We start from the raw sequence: 17,328 nt of genomic DNA, 5'->3' as shown, positions 1-17,328 counted from the left end.
GTTCGCTCCACCAGCATTCAGCTCCGCCAATTCGAAGGAGGTAGCGTGAAAAGATTGCGCAGTATGCGGTACGGCGTGCTCGCGGCCGTGACCGCGCTCGGTCTGGCTGCGGGCGTCCTGGCCCAGCCGCAAGCCCAGGCGGCACAGACGGGCGGAACCGCGCCGTACCTGAACCAATGGGTGGTGTCAGGCCCCTACGCCGACGCGGACGCGATCGGCAAGGACACATCCAGCTGGCAGTACTTCGACGACCGGATCTTCAACCGGAACTACGACGACTACAACGACTTGATGGGCTACTTCGACGTCAAGCAGGGGCAGCCCACGGTCGACAAGTGGGTCGGGGCCGCCGGCTACGTCTACAGCCCCACCGCGCAGGCCGTGCAGTGGCAGGTCGGCGGATCGGGCCTGTACCGGCTGTTCGCCAACGACGCTCCGGTCGGGCAGCAGACCCAGGTCCCGAGCCGGGTCAGCAAGTCCGGCACGAAGTACCCGGTCCAGCTGAACCAGGGCTGGAACAAGCTGGTCATCGAGATCCAGCACAAGAACCCCGGCAAGAACAAGAACTTCCTCGGCTTCTACACGCGGATCGGCGACAACGCTGGCAACGTCGTACCGGGCCTGACCTACTCCGTGACCGGGCCGAACGCGGCCGGCAACCAGCTCAGCATCGTCACCAAGGGCTTGTCCGTGGACCGACAGGCCTTCGCCGCGCGCAACGCCGATGTTCCCGCCAACGACTACCCCTCGAACACACTGCCGTACGCGTACGACGAGAACCCGTACGTCGGCATGGTCGCGACGATCGACGGCAACCGCAACACCTCCGGCATCGCCCCGCAGGCGGCTCCGTTCACGTTCCAAGCAGCGGGCGGAAGCCCGGGTTACTCCTGGACGATCGACGCCGGCCAACTGCCGCCCGGCCTGACGCTGGCGTCCGACGGCCACATCGACGGCAAGGTCGCGGACGGCGCCAACGGCGCCTCGCAGAAGGACTACACCTTCACGGTGAAGGCCACGGACGCGGCGGGTGCCACGACCACGAAGCCGTACACGATCACGGTGAAGAAGAACCCGGTCGACTGGTTCATCGACGGCAAGATGGCGGCGCTGTCGCACACTACCGGCACGATGCCGAACCTGTACGACCCGAACTTCAACTACGACGAGTGGGCCCAGACCGCCAAAGAGATGGGCATGACCATGCTCTCCACCGAGAGCCTGCAGAACACCATCTACTACTGGCCCTCGCCGAACGCGAACCTGACGCCGAACAATTCCAACAAGCTGTTCAAGTACAACGCCCTGTACCAGTCGGCGGACGGCAGTTGGCACGTCAAGGACCGTGTGGAGCAGGCGAAACAGGCCGCCGAACGCTACGGCCTGAAGTTCGGCGTCTACGTGTCGTCGTTGTACGAAGGCTCCCAGATCCTCGAGAGCGATATCCAGAATCTGGTGGCGCGGTACGACCCCTGGTACGTCTTCGCCGACGGGGGGCCCGAGAGCTACTCCAACCCGGACGTCGCCTGGAGTTCCGCGCGCAACTACAACGACCGGGTGCTGATCGACGCGAACCCGAACGCTCAGACCGGCGACCAGGACATCACGCTGCACGAGCGCCCGTTCTGGAACAGCGAGCCTTACACCAACGGTGGCTGGATCAACGGGATCAAGCCACAGGGCCGGAAGGTCGCGCACGAGGAGTGGAACGACCCCTACACGACCGCGCTCGACGTGTGGACGCAGTACGCCAAGGGCAACGAACGCGACGACTGGGCCGAGGCCACGAAAGAGCTGATCAACCAGTACGGCCACGGCTACGTCATGAACTACGACTCCTCCATCACCGTGACGCGCGGTATGGACAACCTGAGCAGCAACCTGGACAACACCAACATCTTCTCGATGGTGCCGGTGTCGTCGCAGCAGCTGGCGGACATGCGGTCGTCGATCGTGCGGTGGATGGACAACCGGCGCGGGCCCGATCTGCGTGAGTCGCTGTACGGCACCACGCCGTACACGATGGACTACACGCTCAAGCCCGGCTGGTACACCGACCCGCAGAAGGCGATCGCGCACGGTCAGGGGCCGGACTGGGGGTATGCGATGTCCCGCGACCAGGACGTGTACCTGCACATGGTCAGGAACCAGATTCGGGGGACGGCGAAGACGGGCTTCACCGGCCAGGCAGCGATGAGCCATATCGGCCCCTTCGACCACCCGGTCCAGCAGGTGCAGTGGCTGAACAAGGGCAGCTCGCTGCCGTTCACCACCGAGACGTCGAACGGCAAGTACTACGTCTCGATCGACACCTCCGACGTCACCGCGGATCCCATCGACACCATCATCAAGATCCGCACCGCGAACCCGGTCCGGGCGTACAAGATGACCAGTGTCAAGCTCTTCAGCAGCCAGACGGCGCCGGACAATCTCCAGTTGCGGGCCGAGAGCTATATGAACGACTACACGAACGTGTTTGCTCCCGCGAAGCTCAAGTACACGAGCAGCAACCCGCAGGTGGCGACCGTGAGCGCGGCGACCGGTATGGTCCGGCCGATCGGCGACGGTACGGCGACCATCACCGTGACGGCGACGTACGACGACGGTGTCAACAGCCCGCAGGTCATGACGGACACCTACCCGGTCGAGGTCCGGAACCGGGCGATCTCCGCCGCTCTTCCACTGGTCGGCGTGAACCTGCTGACGAACGGCGCCCAGTTCTGGGGGCAGTTCGGCACCGACAAGGACGTCCCGGTGGCGTTCAAGGGTTACACCCGCAAGGGCGGCGACGTCGATGTCCTCGACGCGTCGAACGTGAAGTTCCACTACGCGACGGTGGACGGCCGGCGGGACAACTCCGCGGGCAGGATCACGGTCACGGAGATCCCGGCCGACCGGTCGCCTTTCGTTGTCGAGGGCAGGAAGATGCGCTTCACCGGCAAGGTGCCCGCGCCGACGATGTACAGCTACTGGGCCGACCTGACGGTGGACGGGAAGACCTACACCTCGACGCGCAACTACATCACGCTGGTCCCGGACTCCGACGTGGCGGCGGGTATCACGCCGAAGGTGACCACCGACAACGCTCACGCCAAGCTCCTGTCCGACGGCACGGTCAACGACGCGACCGGCGGCAACCTGGCGAAGTGGACGGCCCCGGCCGGCGACGAGAACGCGGCCATCACCTACGACCTGGGCAAGATGCAGGATCTGTCGCGGGTGAACGTCTTCTTCAATCACCACATGCCCGACGCCGACAACGTCACGTACTACAACGTGCCGAAGAAGGTGAAGATCGAGTACAGCGAGGACGGCGAGCACTGGACCGCCGGCAACGAGACGAACACGGTGTCCGGCGGCGGCCTGCCGACCGCCCGTAACACACTCGCCGTTCCGGGCAGCGACACCACCCTGTACGGCTGGGAGCAGGACGGTCTGTACTACAACTACCCGGTCGATCCCACCAAGCCCAGCGTGCACGCCCGCTATGTCAGGGTCTCGTTCCCCGGCGGCGGGCAAGGTGGCAGTCCGGTCGACGTACTGGACGTCCGGGTGTACTCACTGCGGGACCTGACCGCCCTCGGCAGTATTGAGCTCCAGCCTCAGGCCGGGCCGGACGGCCGGACGGCGACGATCGAGGTGAAGGGCTCGTCGTTCCTGGGTGCACCTCTCGACCTGACGGACGCCGAGCTGACGATCACCAGCGACAATCCGTCGGTGGTGGGCGTAGGCGCCGATCGGGTGCTGACGTCCGGTGCGGCCGGAAGGGCACGGATCACCGTGTCGGCGGAGCTGGCCGGATACCGGGCCGAGGACTACTTCTACGTCGACGTGGACGCGGCCGGCCGGATGTCGTTCCCGGACTTCCTGAAGCAGGTAAAACTGGCCCTCAGCAACAGCTCGGTCACGGCGAACGAGCCGGTCGTCGGCACGGTCGAGGGCACCCTGAACACCGGCGAGAAGGCGAACCTGTCGAAGGCGAAGACCGAGTACGTTCTCAGCGACAGCAGGCTGCAGGCGGTGCCTGGCAGTAACACGATCGTGCTGAAGGAGCCGATCGCCAGTGCGTTCCAGGCCACCGCGAAGGCCGTCGTGACGCTGGACGGCGTACCGGTCGAGTCGAACCCGGTCGCGATCACGGCGCTGTCCGACAACATCGCGAGTGCGGCAACCGTGACGGTTTCCTCCGTCCGCGACCGCAACGGCGTACCGGACGGCAACAGCCAGGACGACCGCTATCTGGGACCGAAGGCGACGGACGGGAACAAGGCAACCTCCTGGGCGGCCAAACAGACCGACCGCAGCCCGTGGATCAAGCTGCAGTTCCCGGCGCCGGTCACGATCGACCACGTCAACCTCGTCGACCGCGGCCATGACGTCAACCAGATCGTGGAAGGCGTCCTGGAGTGGGACGGTGGCAGCAAGCGGGTGACCGGCATCCAGTGGGACGGGCAGCCGGACAACATCGTGAGGTTCGACGCTCCGGTGACGACGAGCTGGGTGAAGTTCACGATCGATCCCGACAACGCCTACGACAACCCGAGCGGCGCGGAATCCGGTCTGGCCGAGTTCGGCGTGTACGCAGGACAGAAGCCGAAGTCCGTCGTCGACTTCACATCGGTCACCGTCGACACGAAGGTTGGTGAACTGCCTGACCTGCCGGCGCAGACCAGCGCCGTGTACAGCGACGGAACCACTGGACAGGTCGATGTGACTTGGGATCGCGTGACCCCGGACATGGTCGCCACGCCAGGCTGGTTCGCAGTGCACGGTGCGGTACCGGGCACCGCGGCGAAGGCGACCGCGACTGTGAACGTCGTGAATCAGTAGGTCTGGTGGCCCCGAGATGTCTGACGATGCCTCGGGGCCATCACCCCCGATCACTGCGCCCTGAATCTGCCGCCCGGTCCGGTGTCCGGCGTGGAAAGGCAGGTCCGACGTCTCCGTCGAGAGGCGCACAAAGCGTCCGTGACGTCGCGGGACCGTTGTTTCTCGCTGTTTGGCTGATCCAGGCGTTGACCCGCGATGGCTTCGACCTGACCAAGCACCCTCTCAGTCTCTTGGCGCTCGGAGACAAGGGGTGGGTGCAGGTCCTCAACTTCGTCGTCTGCGGAAGTCTCTTCGTGGCGTTCGCGGCCGGTGTCCGACGTACGATCGGGGACGGGCGAGGCGGTACCTGGGTGCCGCTCCTGTTCGGTGTCACGGGAGTCGGACTGATCATCGCGGGGCTGTTCACTACCGATCCGGGCGCTGGGTTCCCGCCTGGTGCACCCGCCGGAGCGCCCGAGCAGGTCAGTTGGCACGGCGTCCTGCACGAAGTCGGCTTCGCGATGGCACAAGCGTGGATCGTTGCGAATGTCGTTCTCGCACGTCGTTTCGCCCATGCACGAGACCGAGGATGGGGCTGGGCGTGCTACGCAGCCCCGGTCCTGGTGTTGACCGTGGACGGGCTTCCGCAGGCGGACAGTCTCCCGATTCGCCTCGTGATCGGCACAGCCATCCAGTTCACCTTCGTCACGGCCTTGTCCGTGCGTCTGCGGCGACCGCTCCCCAACCGCGCGTCTCAGGGTGGTGTCGGCGTCTAGCGCTGGATCACGCGTCGGCAGGAGCCAGGGATATGACGGTGCCGGTGCGGCGGGCTTTCTCGGCGGCGAACACCACGCGGTGGCTGGCCATGCTCTCGGTGATGCTCGTGCTGAGTTGGCCGGGGGAGTCGTCCCGCAGTGCGGCGACGAACGTCTCGACCAGCTGCCGGTCGCCGCCGCCGTGACCCGCCGCGGCGTCGAAGCCGAGTTCGTCGGTGTCGTACACCGTCGTCTCCAGCGTGCGGAAGTCGTAGACGCTGATCATCCGCCCGTCGCCGGTGATCTGCCCGGCGGTGCCGAACAGGCGGGTTTTGCGGTTGCTGCCCTCGGTGAAGGCGGAGAGGCTGAAGCTCGCGAGGCGTCCGTCGCTGAACTCGAGCTGCACGGTCTGGTGGTCGACCACGTCGTTGTCGCAGAGGTACGCACACCGCCCCCAGGGGCCGGTTTCCAGAGCACGGTCGATCGCATCAGGGGTTACCTCACCCGCCATGACCAGGGCGTTGTACTCCTCGGCGGACCCGGGGTTGTTCAGCCCGCTGCGATAGAACCGTACGGCGGAAAACGCGCACGAGGACTCCACCGCACAGGTCACGCAGCGATCGGACGCGCCGGACGGCTGTGATTCGGGGCGGAAGTACCCGAGCGAGCCGAAGGACGTCACGCGCCGCACCGGGCGTCCCATGATGTGCAGCAGCCAGTCGATGTCGTGGCACGACTTCGCGAGCAGCAGGCTGTGGCTGGTGACGGAGCGGGCCCAGTTCCCGCGGACGAACGAGTGCGCGAAGTGGAGATGACCGATCGGCTCGAGATGCTCGATCTGCAGGACCTCGCCGATCGCGCCGGCATCGAGGAGCCGGCGCAACTTCTTCGTGTACGCCGTGTACCGCAGCACATGGCACACGGTGATGCTGACGCCGTTGGTCTTCGCGGCGTTCTCGATGTCGTCGCAGTCCTCCGGGCTGGTCGCGATCGGCTTCTCCAGGAGGATGTCGTAGCCGGCCTCGGCGAAGGCCACGCTCGCGTCGCGGTGGTACTCGTCGGGAAGCGCGACGATGACGGCGTCGGCGAGGCGCGGCAGCGCGGCGAGATCGCGCCAGTCGTCGAACGCCTGCGCGTCCGGGAAGAGGCCGGTGAAGCGGGCGAGCGTTGCCGGGTTCCGCTCAGCTACTGCGACCACCTCGACGCCCGGGAGCTCGGCGGCCTCCGCCGCGTACGCCTGCCCACGCATTCCGGCGCCGACGACGGCCAGGCGGATGTCCCGCGGGCCGCGCACGCCGGCGTCATCCCTTTGCTGCGCCACTGAGCAGTCCCTTCACGAAGTACTTCTGCAAGAAGACGAACAGGATGACGATCGGGATCGTGGCGAGCACCATGTAGGCGAACACGGCGCCGTAGTTCGACACGTGTTCGCTGATCTGGCGGTACATGCCGACCGTGACCGTGCTTCCGCTGGCCGGTCCGAGGATGATCAGCGGAGTGATGAAGTCGTTCCACAGCCCGACCGCGAGGAAGATCACGACACTCGCTCCCGCCGGCCGCAGCAGCGGGAACACGATCGCCCAGAACGTGCGGATCGGCCCGGCGCCGTCGATGGCGGCGGCCTCCTCGATGCCCTTCGGGATGGTCCGCATGAACCCCGTGAAGACCAGCACTCCGAAGGGCAGGTTCCCCGCGACGTACACGATGATCAGGCCGAACACCGAGCCGATCAGCCCGAAGTCCCGCAGCATGCGCAGCAGCGGCAGCAGAGTCGTCGCCTGGGGGATCATCAGCCCGAGCGGGATGGTGATCCACAGCAGCTTCGCGAACCAGCTCGACGAACGCACCATGTAGTGCGCCATCATCGCGGCGACGACGGTGGAGACCAGGGTGCCGATCACGGTGATCTGGATGCTGTTGACCAGGCCGGTCCAGAACAGCGCGTCGGGACGCGTGAAGACGTCGACGAAGTTCTGCACCGTCAGCGGCAGCACGGGCAGCCCGGGGTACTTGTAGATGTCGTCCTGCGTCTTGAAAGCGTTCAGCACGACGAGGTAGATCGGGTAGATGAAGATCGCGGTCACGACCAGCGCGATCCCGGTGTGGACCGGTCCGGCGCCGCTCGCCTCCACGCCGCGCCGACGACGCCTGCGGCGACGGGCGCGGCCCGTGGTGTCTGCTGTGCTGCCTTCGGTGGTGTTCTCGGTGGTGCCTTCGACGACATCGGTCGACTCCGCGGTGGTCACAGGTCCACCTCCCGTTTGCGCATGAGCCGGATCGAGAACAGCGAGATCACGGCGATGATGAGGAACATGACGGCGGCCTTGGCGGCGGCGTACCCCACGGCACCCGCGTCGAGGCCGGTGTGCACGACGTCGAACGCGAGGGTCGACGTCGCGCCGACGCCGGGCCCGCCGTTGGTCATCACCTTCACCTGGTCGTAGATCTTGAAGCCGCCGATCATCGACAGCACGGTCATGATGGTGACCGAGGGCGCCAGCAGCGGCCACGTCACGGCCCTGAACTGGCGCACCGGGCCGGCGCCGTCGATGGACGCCGCTTCCAGGAGTTCCTTGGGGACGCTCTGCAGCCCTGCGAGGTACAGCACGACGCACACGCCGACGGACTGCCACGCGACGATCGCGCCCACGCTGTACAGAGCGAGGGAGGGATCGGACAGCCAGCCAGGCGGGTTGGGTATGAAGGAGTGCAGTGCTGAGTTGATCAGGCCGTCGTCCTTGAGCAGCAGTTGCCAGATCACCGCCACGACGACGGAGGAGAGGATGACCGGCACGAAGAACACCGCGCGCATCGCGTTGAAGACCCATCCGCTCCGGTCGAGCAGGATCGCGATCCCGAGCCCGAGCGCGTTCGGCACGATGATGCAGATGACGGTGAGGATCACGGTGTTGCCCAGGGTCTGCAGGTACGCCGGATCGGAGAACAGCCGCGCGTAGTTCTCGAACCAGACGAACGAGGTGCTGACCCGGTAGGCGTCCTCGTTCGTCAGGCTCGACCCGAACGCGACCAGCAGCGGCCAGAGCACGAACACCGCGTAGAGCGCGGCGCCGGGCAGTGCGAACAAGAGGAAATGGAGAGGATTGCGCGGGATCATCCGGCGCTTCGTGTGCGTGCTCATGGCGCTCTTCGCCTACTTCTGCGCGGCGGTGTACTGCTCGTCGAGGTACTTCGCGAACTTCTCGGGCGTTGTCTTGCCCGTCAGAAGGTCGACGCCGGCCGCGATCAGCTTGTCGTTGAAGCCCGGCGGGAGCGCGCCGTCGCCGGTGATGTTGCCCCAGGCCGGGACGGTCGCCTTCTCGGCGACGGCCGCGTCGTAGCCGGCCGCCATCTCCTTGTAGAGCACACCCACACCGGCGGGGATCGTGTAGTCCTTCACTGTTACGATCGCGCCGTCGGTGATCACGGAGGCGTCGAGATTCTCCTTGTCGGTCGCGAACGCCAGTGCCCACTTCTTGGCCAGATCGACGTTCTTCGAACCCGCGTTCACGTTCATGCCCGCGCCCGTGACGACCGGGTAGGCAGGCTTGCCGTCGTCACCGGGCCAGCCGAACACGCCGATGTTGGTCAGCTTCTTGCCGTCGGCCGCGGCGGTGAACCACGATCCCATCGGGTACATCGCCGCCTTGCCGGCGAGGAACGCCTGCTCGAGGTCGGCGTAGGTCCGGGTCATGCCGTTCGGATCGGCGAAGCCGTCCGTCACGATCTTCGCGACCTTCGCCGCGGCGCCGACGAACTCCGGATCGGTGAACTTCACCTCGCCCTTCTCGCGCTTGAGGAACCATGCCGGATCGGCGACCTGGACGTCGGCCGAGACGGTGGCGTTCAGCGCGAACGACGTCGCCCAGGTGTCCTTGCCGCCACCGCCGATCTCGAACGGGGAGACACCGGCAGCCTTCAGCTTCGCGCAGTCCTCGAGCAGCTCGGCGTAGGTCTTCGGCGGGGCGGTGATACCGGCCTTCTTGAACAGGTCCTTGTTGTAGTAGACGAGCGGAATCGCCTGTGCGCCGGTGGGGATGCCGTAGAACTTGCCGTTGATGGTGCCGGAGGTGAAGTCCGTGATGCCGGCGGCCGTCAGCTCGTCGCGGCTGTACTCGGCGAGTTTGCCCTGCTGCGCGAGGCCGTTCGCGATACCGGCGGCGAAGAGGTCGGGCGCCTGACCCGACGCGAACAGTTGCTGTGCGTACGCCGGGGTGTTCTCGCCGACGACCTTCTTGATCGTGACGCCGGGGACCGCCTTCGACGCCCGGGCGATCGCGGCGTCCCAGTACTGCGGGGTCAGGTTCGGGGACTCCGAGACGAGGAAGGTCAGAGTGACGTCGTCGCCGGAATCGGACGAGGCGGGCGCACCGGCCGTGCAGCCGGTGAGCGCGAGGGCAGCCGCGGCAAGGGCGCCCAGGACCAGGGACCGCGTTGTACGCCGTTGTGTACGCACGGATGTCTCATTTCTCGAGTGGGGGTTGCGGCGTGCCCGCCGATGCGACACGTTGCGCGACGGTTATCCAAAAAAGTTTCATAATGGGCGGTTGAAGTAGTCTGGCAACGGGCTGAGGTGCTGTCAACCCTTCGCTCTTTGCTCTATTCTTGGGCTGATCGTGAGCGTTGAAGCCATTCAGAAATGAGATTGTGTATGTCGGTCAAGGGTGTCGGTGCCGGGCACGCGGGGGACCCGTCCACGTTGCGCAAGCTGAACGTCGCCGCCGTGCTGCGGCTGCTCTACGCCGCGCAGGCGAGCGGTACGGCCGGCGAGGTCACGGCGGGCGACCGGTACACGGTGACCGAGATCGCGCAGGCGGTCGGCATCTCGCGTCCGACCGCTGAGGATGTCGTGGACGCTCTGGTCGAGCAGGGGTGGCTGGCTGCTGCGGCACCGAGACCCGCGACGCCAGGCCGTCGTTCGGCCGGCCGTCCCGCTCGGACGATAGCGTTCGACTCCCAGGCCGGCTGTGTGGTCGGGGTCGATCTCGCCCGGCATTGGGTGCGAGCGCTCGTCGCCGATCTGGCGGGACGGGTGATCGGGCGCGCGGACTATCCGGTGGCCGATGGCGCGAGCGCGGCGGAGCGCAGCGCTGCTGCACGCACGGCGATCACGGAAGCGCTGCGCCTGGCCGATCGGGACCCCGCGCAGATCCTCGCCGCGGCCGCCGCGACGGTCGGCATCGCGAGCGCCGACGGTCAGGTGGTGCGCTCCACCATCCCGCAGATGGAGGGGCACAGCATCGGCGAGTTGCTGGGTGCGTTCCTCCCCGTCCCCGTGCGCGTCGCGAACGACATGCGCGCTGCCGTCCTCGCCGAGTACTGGGCCGGCGCGGCGGTGGGTTGCAGTAGTGCTGTGTATCTCCACGTGGGGCGACGCATCGGCTCGTCGTACCTCATCGACGGTGTCTCACCGCTGGGGCATCACGGGGCCGCGGGGGAGATTCCGCCGGAGTCCGGCCGCCAGTTGGTCGATGCCTACCGCAAGCTCGTGAGCTTCACCGGCGTCGGGGTCGATACGCTCCCGCGTGACGAAATGCTCGGGATCGACCCGCTGACGGTCTTCGAGGCGGCACAGCGAGGAGAGACCGACGCCCGCCAGGCGGTCGTCGACTTCGCGGATGAGTTCGCCGCGGCCACCGAAGGGCTCGTGATCACCGTCGACCCCGAGGTGGTGGTCGTCGGCGGCGGCGTGATCGTCGCCGGCGACATCGCGGCGGACGCGATCCGCTCGAGACTCGCCCGAGTCTGCATGTTCGAACCCCGCGTCGTCGTCTCACCCCTCGGCGAGAGCGCAGCCGCCGTGGGAGCGGTCCGCCTGGCCCTCACCGATTTCGAGGAGACGCTGTTCTCGAACCCCTTCACCCGTGGCCAGACCGCCGAGGAGGCCGGATGAGCGTTGGCCCGCCAAGTATTTACGTCACCGCGGCCGGCACGAGTTCTTGGTGAGTGGCGAGGGTGGTGGCGCGGTAGTGGTCGAACTCTTCCTGTGAAGTGGCGGTGATCACCACGCGGTGGCGATAGTCGGTCGCGTGGCGGATTCCGCCGGGCAGGGCCGCGGGGGTGGCGGTGTAGCTCACCAGTCCCGGGACACGGCGTCGGAGCTCGTCCTCCAGGCTCGGCGGGTACTCGTCGGACAGCAGCCCGATCACTCCACAGACTGTCTCGGGCCGAGCGACAGGCGGAGCGTCGAGTGCTGTCTCGCCGGCCTGCAGCCGTACGGCGGCGCGGACGAGGTTGACGCCCGTCGTACGGCGGACGCACTCGTCGATCCCGCCACCTCCGGGGCGGGCTGCTGCCTCGCAGAACACGACACCACGCTCCTCGTTGGCGAAGAACTCGATATGGGTTACCCCGTTCCGCAGACCCAGCGCGGCGATCACCTTCGCGTTGTGCTCGAGCAGCTCGGCTCGAGGCGGATCGTTTGGGCGCAGTGTGACGTTGCCCAGGTGATCGGACGTGCTGAAGCTGCCCGGATTGCGCAAATAGCGTGAGGCAGACGCGAACGTGATCCGTCCGCCCTCGACGACGCTGTCGCAATGGAACATCGGAGCGTCGATGTACTCCTCGATCTCGCAGTCCGCCGCGGCGAGGCGCAGCTCGGAGTGCGCGGCGAGGACGGCCGAGGTGCTCCACGGCACTATCCGTACCTCTGATGCACCGAGTCCGCGGCGGGCCTTGACGACGAGTTGCGTTCCGCGCCAGGGCAGCTGACCGACGGTGGTGAATGCGCTCGAATCGATGTACTGCGGGATGCTCGAGTATCCCGCCGCCCGGAGCCGGTCCTTCATCGCGACCTTGTCCCGGAACGGCCACGTCTCCGCCTCCGTCGGCCCGGGAAGCCCGTGCCGAGCACGTACCCGAGCAGCCAGCAGGAGATCTTTCTCGTGCAACGCCACGATGTACTCGGCGGAACGGGTGGCTGCGGCCCAGGCGACGATCGCCTCGAGCCTCGTGGGATCGAGCATGTCGCAGACCGTCACGTCCGGAAAGGCCGCCGGATCGAAACCGTTCAGGCCGCCGCCGAACGTCCTGGTGATCAGACACCGAGCGCCGGGCGGCCGCGGGATGTACTCGCCGTCCGCACCTGCGGCCCACGACAACGTGTGCCGGTTGAGCATCAACACCGTCATGACGGCCGCCCGTCGGTCACGACGACGTCCATGGCGAGCAATGCGTCGACGGCGGCCACGCAGGCGTCCGTGGAGCCGGCAGTCAGGCGGGCGGCTCCGAGGCGATCTTTCGAGCTCCGCAGCGGACCGACGAGGTCCCCCGGTGCGACGTCGACGAACCAGCCCTCGAACTCGACTCCGGGAAGCACAGGTGGCTCCGAGCGGATCTCCCGCACGACCCCCGGCGGCGCGGTGAAGAAGACGACAGCTGCGGCAGCAGCAGTGGGCACGGGATCGGGCAGCCGATCGCCCAGCGGCCACGTCGTACAGGCCAGGCGCCAGTCGATCCCGGTGGTCAGCTCGACCAGGTCGGCGATGCCGTCACCGCCGGGGCGGGTGTGCGACTCGATGACAGTCACTCCGCCGGCGCCGACCATGACCTCGGTGTGAGCCGGACCATCGGTAATGCCCAGTGCGGTCAGCGCTTCGTGGACGGCACCGTGGACTGCCCTGACCTGATCGGCACTCAAGGAGACGGGCGGCATCAGATGTGCGAGCTCCACGAAGTTGTCCGAAACGCGCTTCTCGGCAATCGCGACAATGTCGTGCCGGCCGTTCGAGCTCAGCGACTCGATGCTGACCTCTACGCCGCTGACGTGCTCCTCGACGATGAAGCCCTTCAGGCCTTCGGCCGCCGCCAGGAGCTCAGCCGGACTCGACAGCAGTTGAACGTCGCGGCTGGCTGTCCCGTCGGCGGGTTTGAGTACGACGGTGCCGACTTCGGACAGGAGTTCGAGTGCTTGGTCGACCTCGTTCGCAGCGACCGCTCGGACAGTCAGGTGGGGGCACTCGGCGGCCAGGATGGATCGCATCCGCAGCTTGTCCCGGGTCGCGTGGACGGCCGTCGTCCGAAGCCCAGGAACACCCAGATGGGCGGCGAGCTTCGCCGCGGGCATCAGGCCTTCCTCGGTCAACGAGACGACACCGCTGATCCGGTCGCCGGCCTTCGTCCAGACGTCCGCCAAGGCGTGCAGCGTCGCCTCGTCGGAGTAGTCGCAGCTGAACAGTTCGTCGACCTGCGGCCGAAGGTGACCGGTGAGCCGTCCGACGTTCGGGCCCACGAGGATGACTGACTCGGATCCCCGCACCGCGGCGCGCGCGATGCCCGCGGAAGGACCGACGACGACGAGCGCTGACCTCAGCTGCGGACCCGGGACAGCCACTTTAGTCTGAGCTCCTGTTCGATATCGATGTCGAGCCTTCCGGCGATGAGGAGCGTGTGCGCCAGCTCGCCGTGCTCCACCTCATCGCTGAGCGCTTTCAGACTCGGCGTGTGCGGCTCTCGATCCGGCACAGCTGTCCCCGTCTCCCAGAAAGTACTGGTCGATCTCACGGGTCCCCGGGCTGCCGTACCGGCCGAGCGCACCGTGCACCGGCACGGAATCGTATTCCCTGATTCGCCGGCGGATGTTGCCCCGGACCCGCGGATCGCTGGGAGCCGGGGCGTCGAAGGTCGCGCGGGCCTGCGCGATGACGGCGATGGCATCGCCGACGTTCCGGCTACGACGTCGCGTGTGCCGGGGCGTGCTGATGTTGAGGAAGAATCCCACGCCGTCGATCCAGAGCGTCCAGTGTGGATCGGACGGGTCCCGCGGAGCGTCGCTCGGCCATCGCGTCGCGCTCGCCGCGATCAGGTGCCTGAGCAGCTTGCCGGCGAACGCTTCGTCCTCGTCAATGGTCCGGCAGTCGGCGACGTCGACCAGGAGTACGCCGGTCAGCTCCGGCGCGTGGCGGATGCGTGCCGCCAGGCGCCGGAGTGCGAGCGTACAGTCGTTCAGCACGTGATCGGAGGACCCGGCCGCATACGCGAAGACGATCTGTTCACTGGTCAGGGCCTGCCGGGCGAAGAAGCACGGAAAGCCGGGTGCCGAGATCGTCTCGCAGAACTGCGCGACCAGCGTCCGGCGCCGATCGGCGGCCGGGAGTTGTGCGATGCGGTCCCGAGGGAGCCAGCTGGTGTCGGCGGACGTCATCGGTCGACGATGTCTCGGAGGAACGTCAGCTTGGACCGGTATCCTGCATCCGCCTCGATACCGATCGACTTCAGCTCCGCGAGTACGAGGTCCTGCAGCCGGAACAACTCGGACTCGATGTCGTCGGGACTCACACAGGGAATCCGGCGGGACTTGTGGTACTCCATCTCGACCTGGCGCATCACCTGGCCGTCGGCCACGACCTCGTCCGTTTCGATACCGAAGAAATGCCCCGTGGCCGTCGACTCGAGGTTCACGTCGAAGCGGCTCCGGGAGAGTTCCGGCAGCCGCCGGAACCGCAGCTCGGGAAAGGCCTCGGCCAAGTAGGTCTCGAACTCCTCGGGGCCGGACCGCACCCCGTGGTGGAACACCTCGCGGCGGCGCAGCGTGTCGCGCGGGAACGTCTTGTGCCGGATCACGTACGTCCCGTCGGGCTGACGCACGAATCCCATGTAGCCCGTCTCATGATCAGGAGACAGGATCTCGAAGGTTGTCTGGTTGTACTCCCAGCGCTGCATCTCGTTCCCGAGGTCGGACACGAACCCCGGCAGGCCGTTGCGCTCGACCAGACCGACGAAATGGTCGGCGATCGCCGCGGGCGATGTCTCGGTCGCGACGGTGAGCTTCACCTCGATCTCGATGTCCTTGTGAAAGTTCGTGAACTGGTGCATCTCGCTCGAGATCTCCCGCCGTACCTCGGCCAGCAGTTCGAGCCCGGGCTGCACGATCTCCTCGAGCGCTGCGCCCTCGTGCTCGCCCAGGCGCACCCAGCTCGACCCTGACCGCCGGATCCGTGTGCAGGCAAAGTAGCTGCAGCATCCGGGCCGCAGATCGAGCAGAAGGAGGGGCACGGGCACGAGGGGCGCATCTCGAACGACAGTACGAGACGCTCCGAGCAGCGACAGGAGCTCAGGGTGCAGGCCTGCTCCGCTCCAGACCGGCACCCGCAGACCGTCCGCGGCGGTGGACACCTGGCCGCCTTGGAGAGCCCACACGGCCGTTGCGATCGGGCGCGACGAGTCGAGTTGGACGGATTTTCCCGTCGTCGCTGTGGAGTCGCCGACCTCGAGTCGCAGTACGACGAAGGGCTGGGACGGGCGCGAGACTGTAGGGAACTGGTGCTGTGGGTCGGACAGCACCAGGTAGACGCCGGGCTCCAGGTCGTGGACTGCCACTCGGTCCCTTCCTTGCGGCTCGGAGGTCATGCGCTGACCGTCGCTGTCGAGGCTGGGGCGTCGAACCGCTCGGGCCAGGTCGCGTCGACGAGCGACCGCAGTTCCGCGTAGGACGACGTCAGTTCGGTGAACTCGGCGTCCGTGCCCCACCAGTGGTCGTCGTTGTGGTGGATGTGGTATTTGCCCCAGTCACCGTTCCAGTCGGGTGCTTTGTCGGTCCCGCGCAGGCCGAACTCGAGAGGATTGTTGTAGACGTACGTTCCGGGGAGCGGCACGAACCTGAACAGCGCCACCCGGGTCACCATGGGCGCGAGCTCCTCGAGCATGCGCATCGTTTCGTGGGTCGACTCACGGTTCTCACCGGGGTAACCGTGGATGAGGAAGAGCTTGACGTTGATGCCGGCCTCGTGGGCGGTCCGGACGGCGTTCCTGATCTGGTCCTGCTTGATCCGCTTGCCCATCGCCTTGAGCATGCGTTCGCTGCCCGACTCCATGCCGAACTTGATCTCGATGCAGCCGGAGCCACGCATCGAATGCAGCAGCGGCTCGTCGACGGTGTCGACCCGGGACAGCGCGGACCAGGTCAGCGACAGGTCCTTGATCGACTCGCAGACGTCGGCGACCTTGCGCTTGTTGACGATGAAGTTGTCGTCGACGACGGCGAACCCTTCGACGCCGTACGTCTCCTTGAGGTGGATCAGCTCGTGGCGGGCGCTCGCTCCGGACCGGTACTGCATCCGGGTCTGCGCGGCCGCACAGAAGCGGCACGGGAACGGGCAGCCACGGCTCAGCATGATGTGTGCCATCTGCAGGTCGGTGTTGGACAGCCGGTCGGCCATCACCAGGTCGTCGACGTCGAGCAGATGCCGCGCGGGCAGCGGGAGATGGTCGATGTCCTTGATCATCGGCCGCATCGCCGTTCTGACCAAACCGTCCTTGGTGTTCACGATCAGCCCGGGCACGTCGACGAGTCGTCTGCGATCCCGGACGGCGAGAAGGTCCAGGAAGGTGTCCTCGCCTTCGCCGACGCCCACGACGTCGGCCGCGAAGTCGACGACGGTCTGTTCCGGGTAGAAGTTCGGATGTACACCGCCGACCGCGATGATCGGGTCGCCGTCGTACGTGCTGTTGAAGCGAGCTTCCTTGGCGATCCCGTAAGTGGCCGATGACGGCACCGAGAACGCGACCAGATCCGCGCCGGTGAAGTCGAGCCGGGTGTGGGACGGGGAGACCTTCTCGATGGTCACCTCGTGTCCTTCGAGCTCCGCGACCGCGGCGAGGTAGAGGACCCCGAACGGTGGGAACTCCTTGCGCTTCTCCTTGAACCGTGCCAGGTCGTAGACCTCCGGATACACGAGCACAACTCTCGCCATGACGCCTCACCCCATTGTCTCGTCGTTTGCACGTACCGAGCGATCCCGTGATCAGGCAGGCGTTGGCGGACACCAGC

General features: G+C 66.7%; 12 protein-coding genes. 3 read left to right on the top strand and 9 right to left on the bottom strand.

Annotation, left to right across the window (positions count from 1 at the left end):
• The first annotated feature begins 45 nt into the window (after positions 1 to 45).
• Both ABZW60_RS00225 and ABZW60_RS00220 read left to right on the top strand, forming a co-directional pair.
• Complete coding sequence (locus tag ABZW60_RS00225) at positions 46 to 4,830, top strand: discoidin domain-containing protein (protein WP_355472400.1); 4,785 nt, start codon at positions 46 to 48, stop codon at positions 4,828 to 4,830.
• 155 nt (positions 4,831 to 4,985) lie between these two features.
• Positions 4,986 to 5,585, top strand: a complete 600-nt coding sequence (locus tag ABZW60_RS00220) for a DUF998 domain-containing protein (RefSeq protein WP_355472398.1) — start codon at positions 4,986 to 4,988, stop codon at positions 5,583 to 5,585.
• Between the two features lie 7 nt (positions 5,586 to 5,592).
• Here the strand turns inward: ABZW60_RS00220 and ABZW60_RS00215 are convergent, their stop codons facing one another.
• Genes ABZW60_RS00215 through ABZW60_RS00200 form a run of 4 tightly spaced genes read right to left on the bottom strand, consistent with a single transcriptional unit; the run spans position 5,593 to position 10,017 of the window.
• Positions 5,593 to 6,885, bottom strand: a complete 1,293-nt coding sequence (locus tag ABZW60_RS00215; protein WP_355472396.1) for a Gfo/Idh/MocA family oxidoreductase — start codon at positions 6,883 to 6,885, stop codon at positions 5,593 to 5,595.
• A complete protein-coding gene (locus ABZW60_RS00210; RefSeq protein WP_355472394.1) occupies positions 6,866 to 7,810 on the bottom strand; it encodes a carbohydrate ABC transporter permease in 945 nt (314 codons plus the stop codon). The genes ABZW60_RS00215 and ABZW60_RS00210 overlap by 20 nt, the downstream gene beginning before the upstream one ends.
• Positions 7,807 to 8,703: a sugar ABC transporter permease gene (locus ABZW60_RS00205; protein ID WP_355472392.1), complete on the bottom strand. Its 897-nt coding sequence runs from the start codon at positions 8,701 to 8,703 to the stop codon at positions 7,807 to 7,809. The genes ABZW60_RS00210 and ABZW60_RS00205 overlap by 4 nt, the downstream gene beginning before the upstream one ends.
• 12 nt (positions 8,704 to 8,715) lie before the next feature.
• Positions 8,716 to 10,017, bottom strand: coding sequence for an extracellular solute-binding protein (locus ABZW60_RS00200; protein ID WP_355472390.1), 1,302 nt, complete (start codon positions 10,015 to 10,017; stop codon positions 8,716 to 8,718).
• 243 nt (positions 10,018 to 10,260) lie between these two features.
• Between ABZW60_RS00200 and ABZW60_RS00195 the strand changes: the two genes are divergently transcribed.
• Positions 10,261 to 11,454, top strand: a complete 1,194-nt coding sequence (locus ABZW60_RS00195; RefSeq protein ID WP_355472388.1) for an ROK family protein — start codon at positions 10,261 to 10,263, stop codon at positions 11,452 to 11,454.
• 19 nt (positions 11,455 to 11,473) lie between these two features.
• Here ABZW60_RS00195 and ABZW60_RS00190 read toward each other — a convergent pair whose 3' ends face one another.
• The 5 genes from ABZW60_RS00190 to ABZW60_RS00170 form a co-directional block, all read right to left on the bottom strand.
• The gene (locus tag ABZW60_RS00190; RefSeq protein WP_355472386.1) at positions 11,474 to 12,691 is read right to left on the bottom strand and encodes a hypothetical protein; all 1,218 of its coding nucleotides are present in this window, start codon (positions 12,689 to 12,691) and stop codon (positions 11,474 to 11,476) included.
• Positions 12,688 to 13,893, bottom strand: coding sequence for an ATP-grasp domain-containing protein (locus ABZW60_RS00185; protein ID WP_355472384.1), 1,206 nt, complete (start codon positions 13,891 to 13,893; stop codon positions 12,688 to 12,690). The genes ABZW60_RS00190 and ABZW60_RS00185 overlap by 4 nt, the downstream gene beginning before the upstream one ends.
• Before the next feature lie 81 nt (positions 13,894 to 13,974).
• The gene (locus ABZW60_RS00180; protein WP_355472382.1) at positions 13,975 to 14,703 is read right to left on the bottom strand and encodes a YqcI/YcgG family protein; all 729 of its coding nucleotides are present in this window, start codon (positions 14,701 to 14,703) and stop codon (positions 13,975 to 13,977) included.
• Positions 14,700 to 15,878, bottom strand: coding sequence for a hypothetical protein (locus tag ABZW60_RS00175; RefSeq protein WP_355472381.1), 1,179 nt, complete (start codon positions 15,876 to 15,878; stop codon positions 14,700 to 14,702). Before ABZW60_RS00175 ends, ABZW60_RS00180 begins: the two co-directional genes overlap by 4 nt.
• Before the next feature lie 26 nt (positions 15,879 to 15,904).
• Positions 15,905 to 17,251, bottom strand: a complete 1,347-nt coding sequence (locus ABZW60_RS00170) for a radical SAM protein (RefSeq protein ID WP_355472379.1) — start codon at positions 17,249 to 17,251, stop codon at positions 15,905 to 15,907.
• Positions 17,252 to 17,328 lie beyond the last annotated feature (77 nt).

It is taken from the genome of Kribbella sp. NPDC003557, from assembly GCF_040610805.1.
Classification (GTDB): Bacteria; Actinomycetota; Actinomycetes; order Propionibacteriales; family Kribbellaceae; genus Kribbella.
This window is presented reverse-complemented; position numbering and strand designations above follow the sequence as displayed.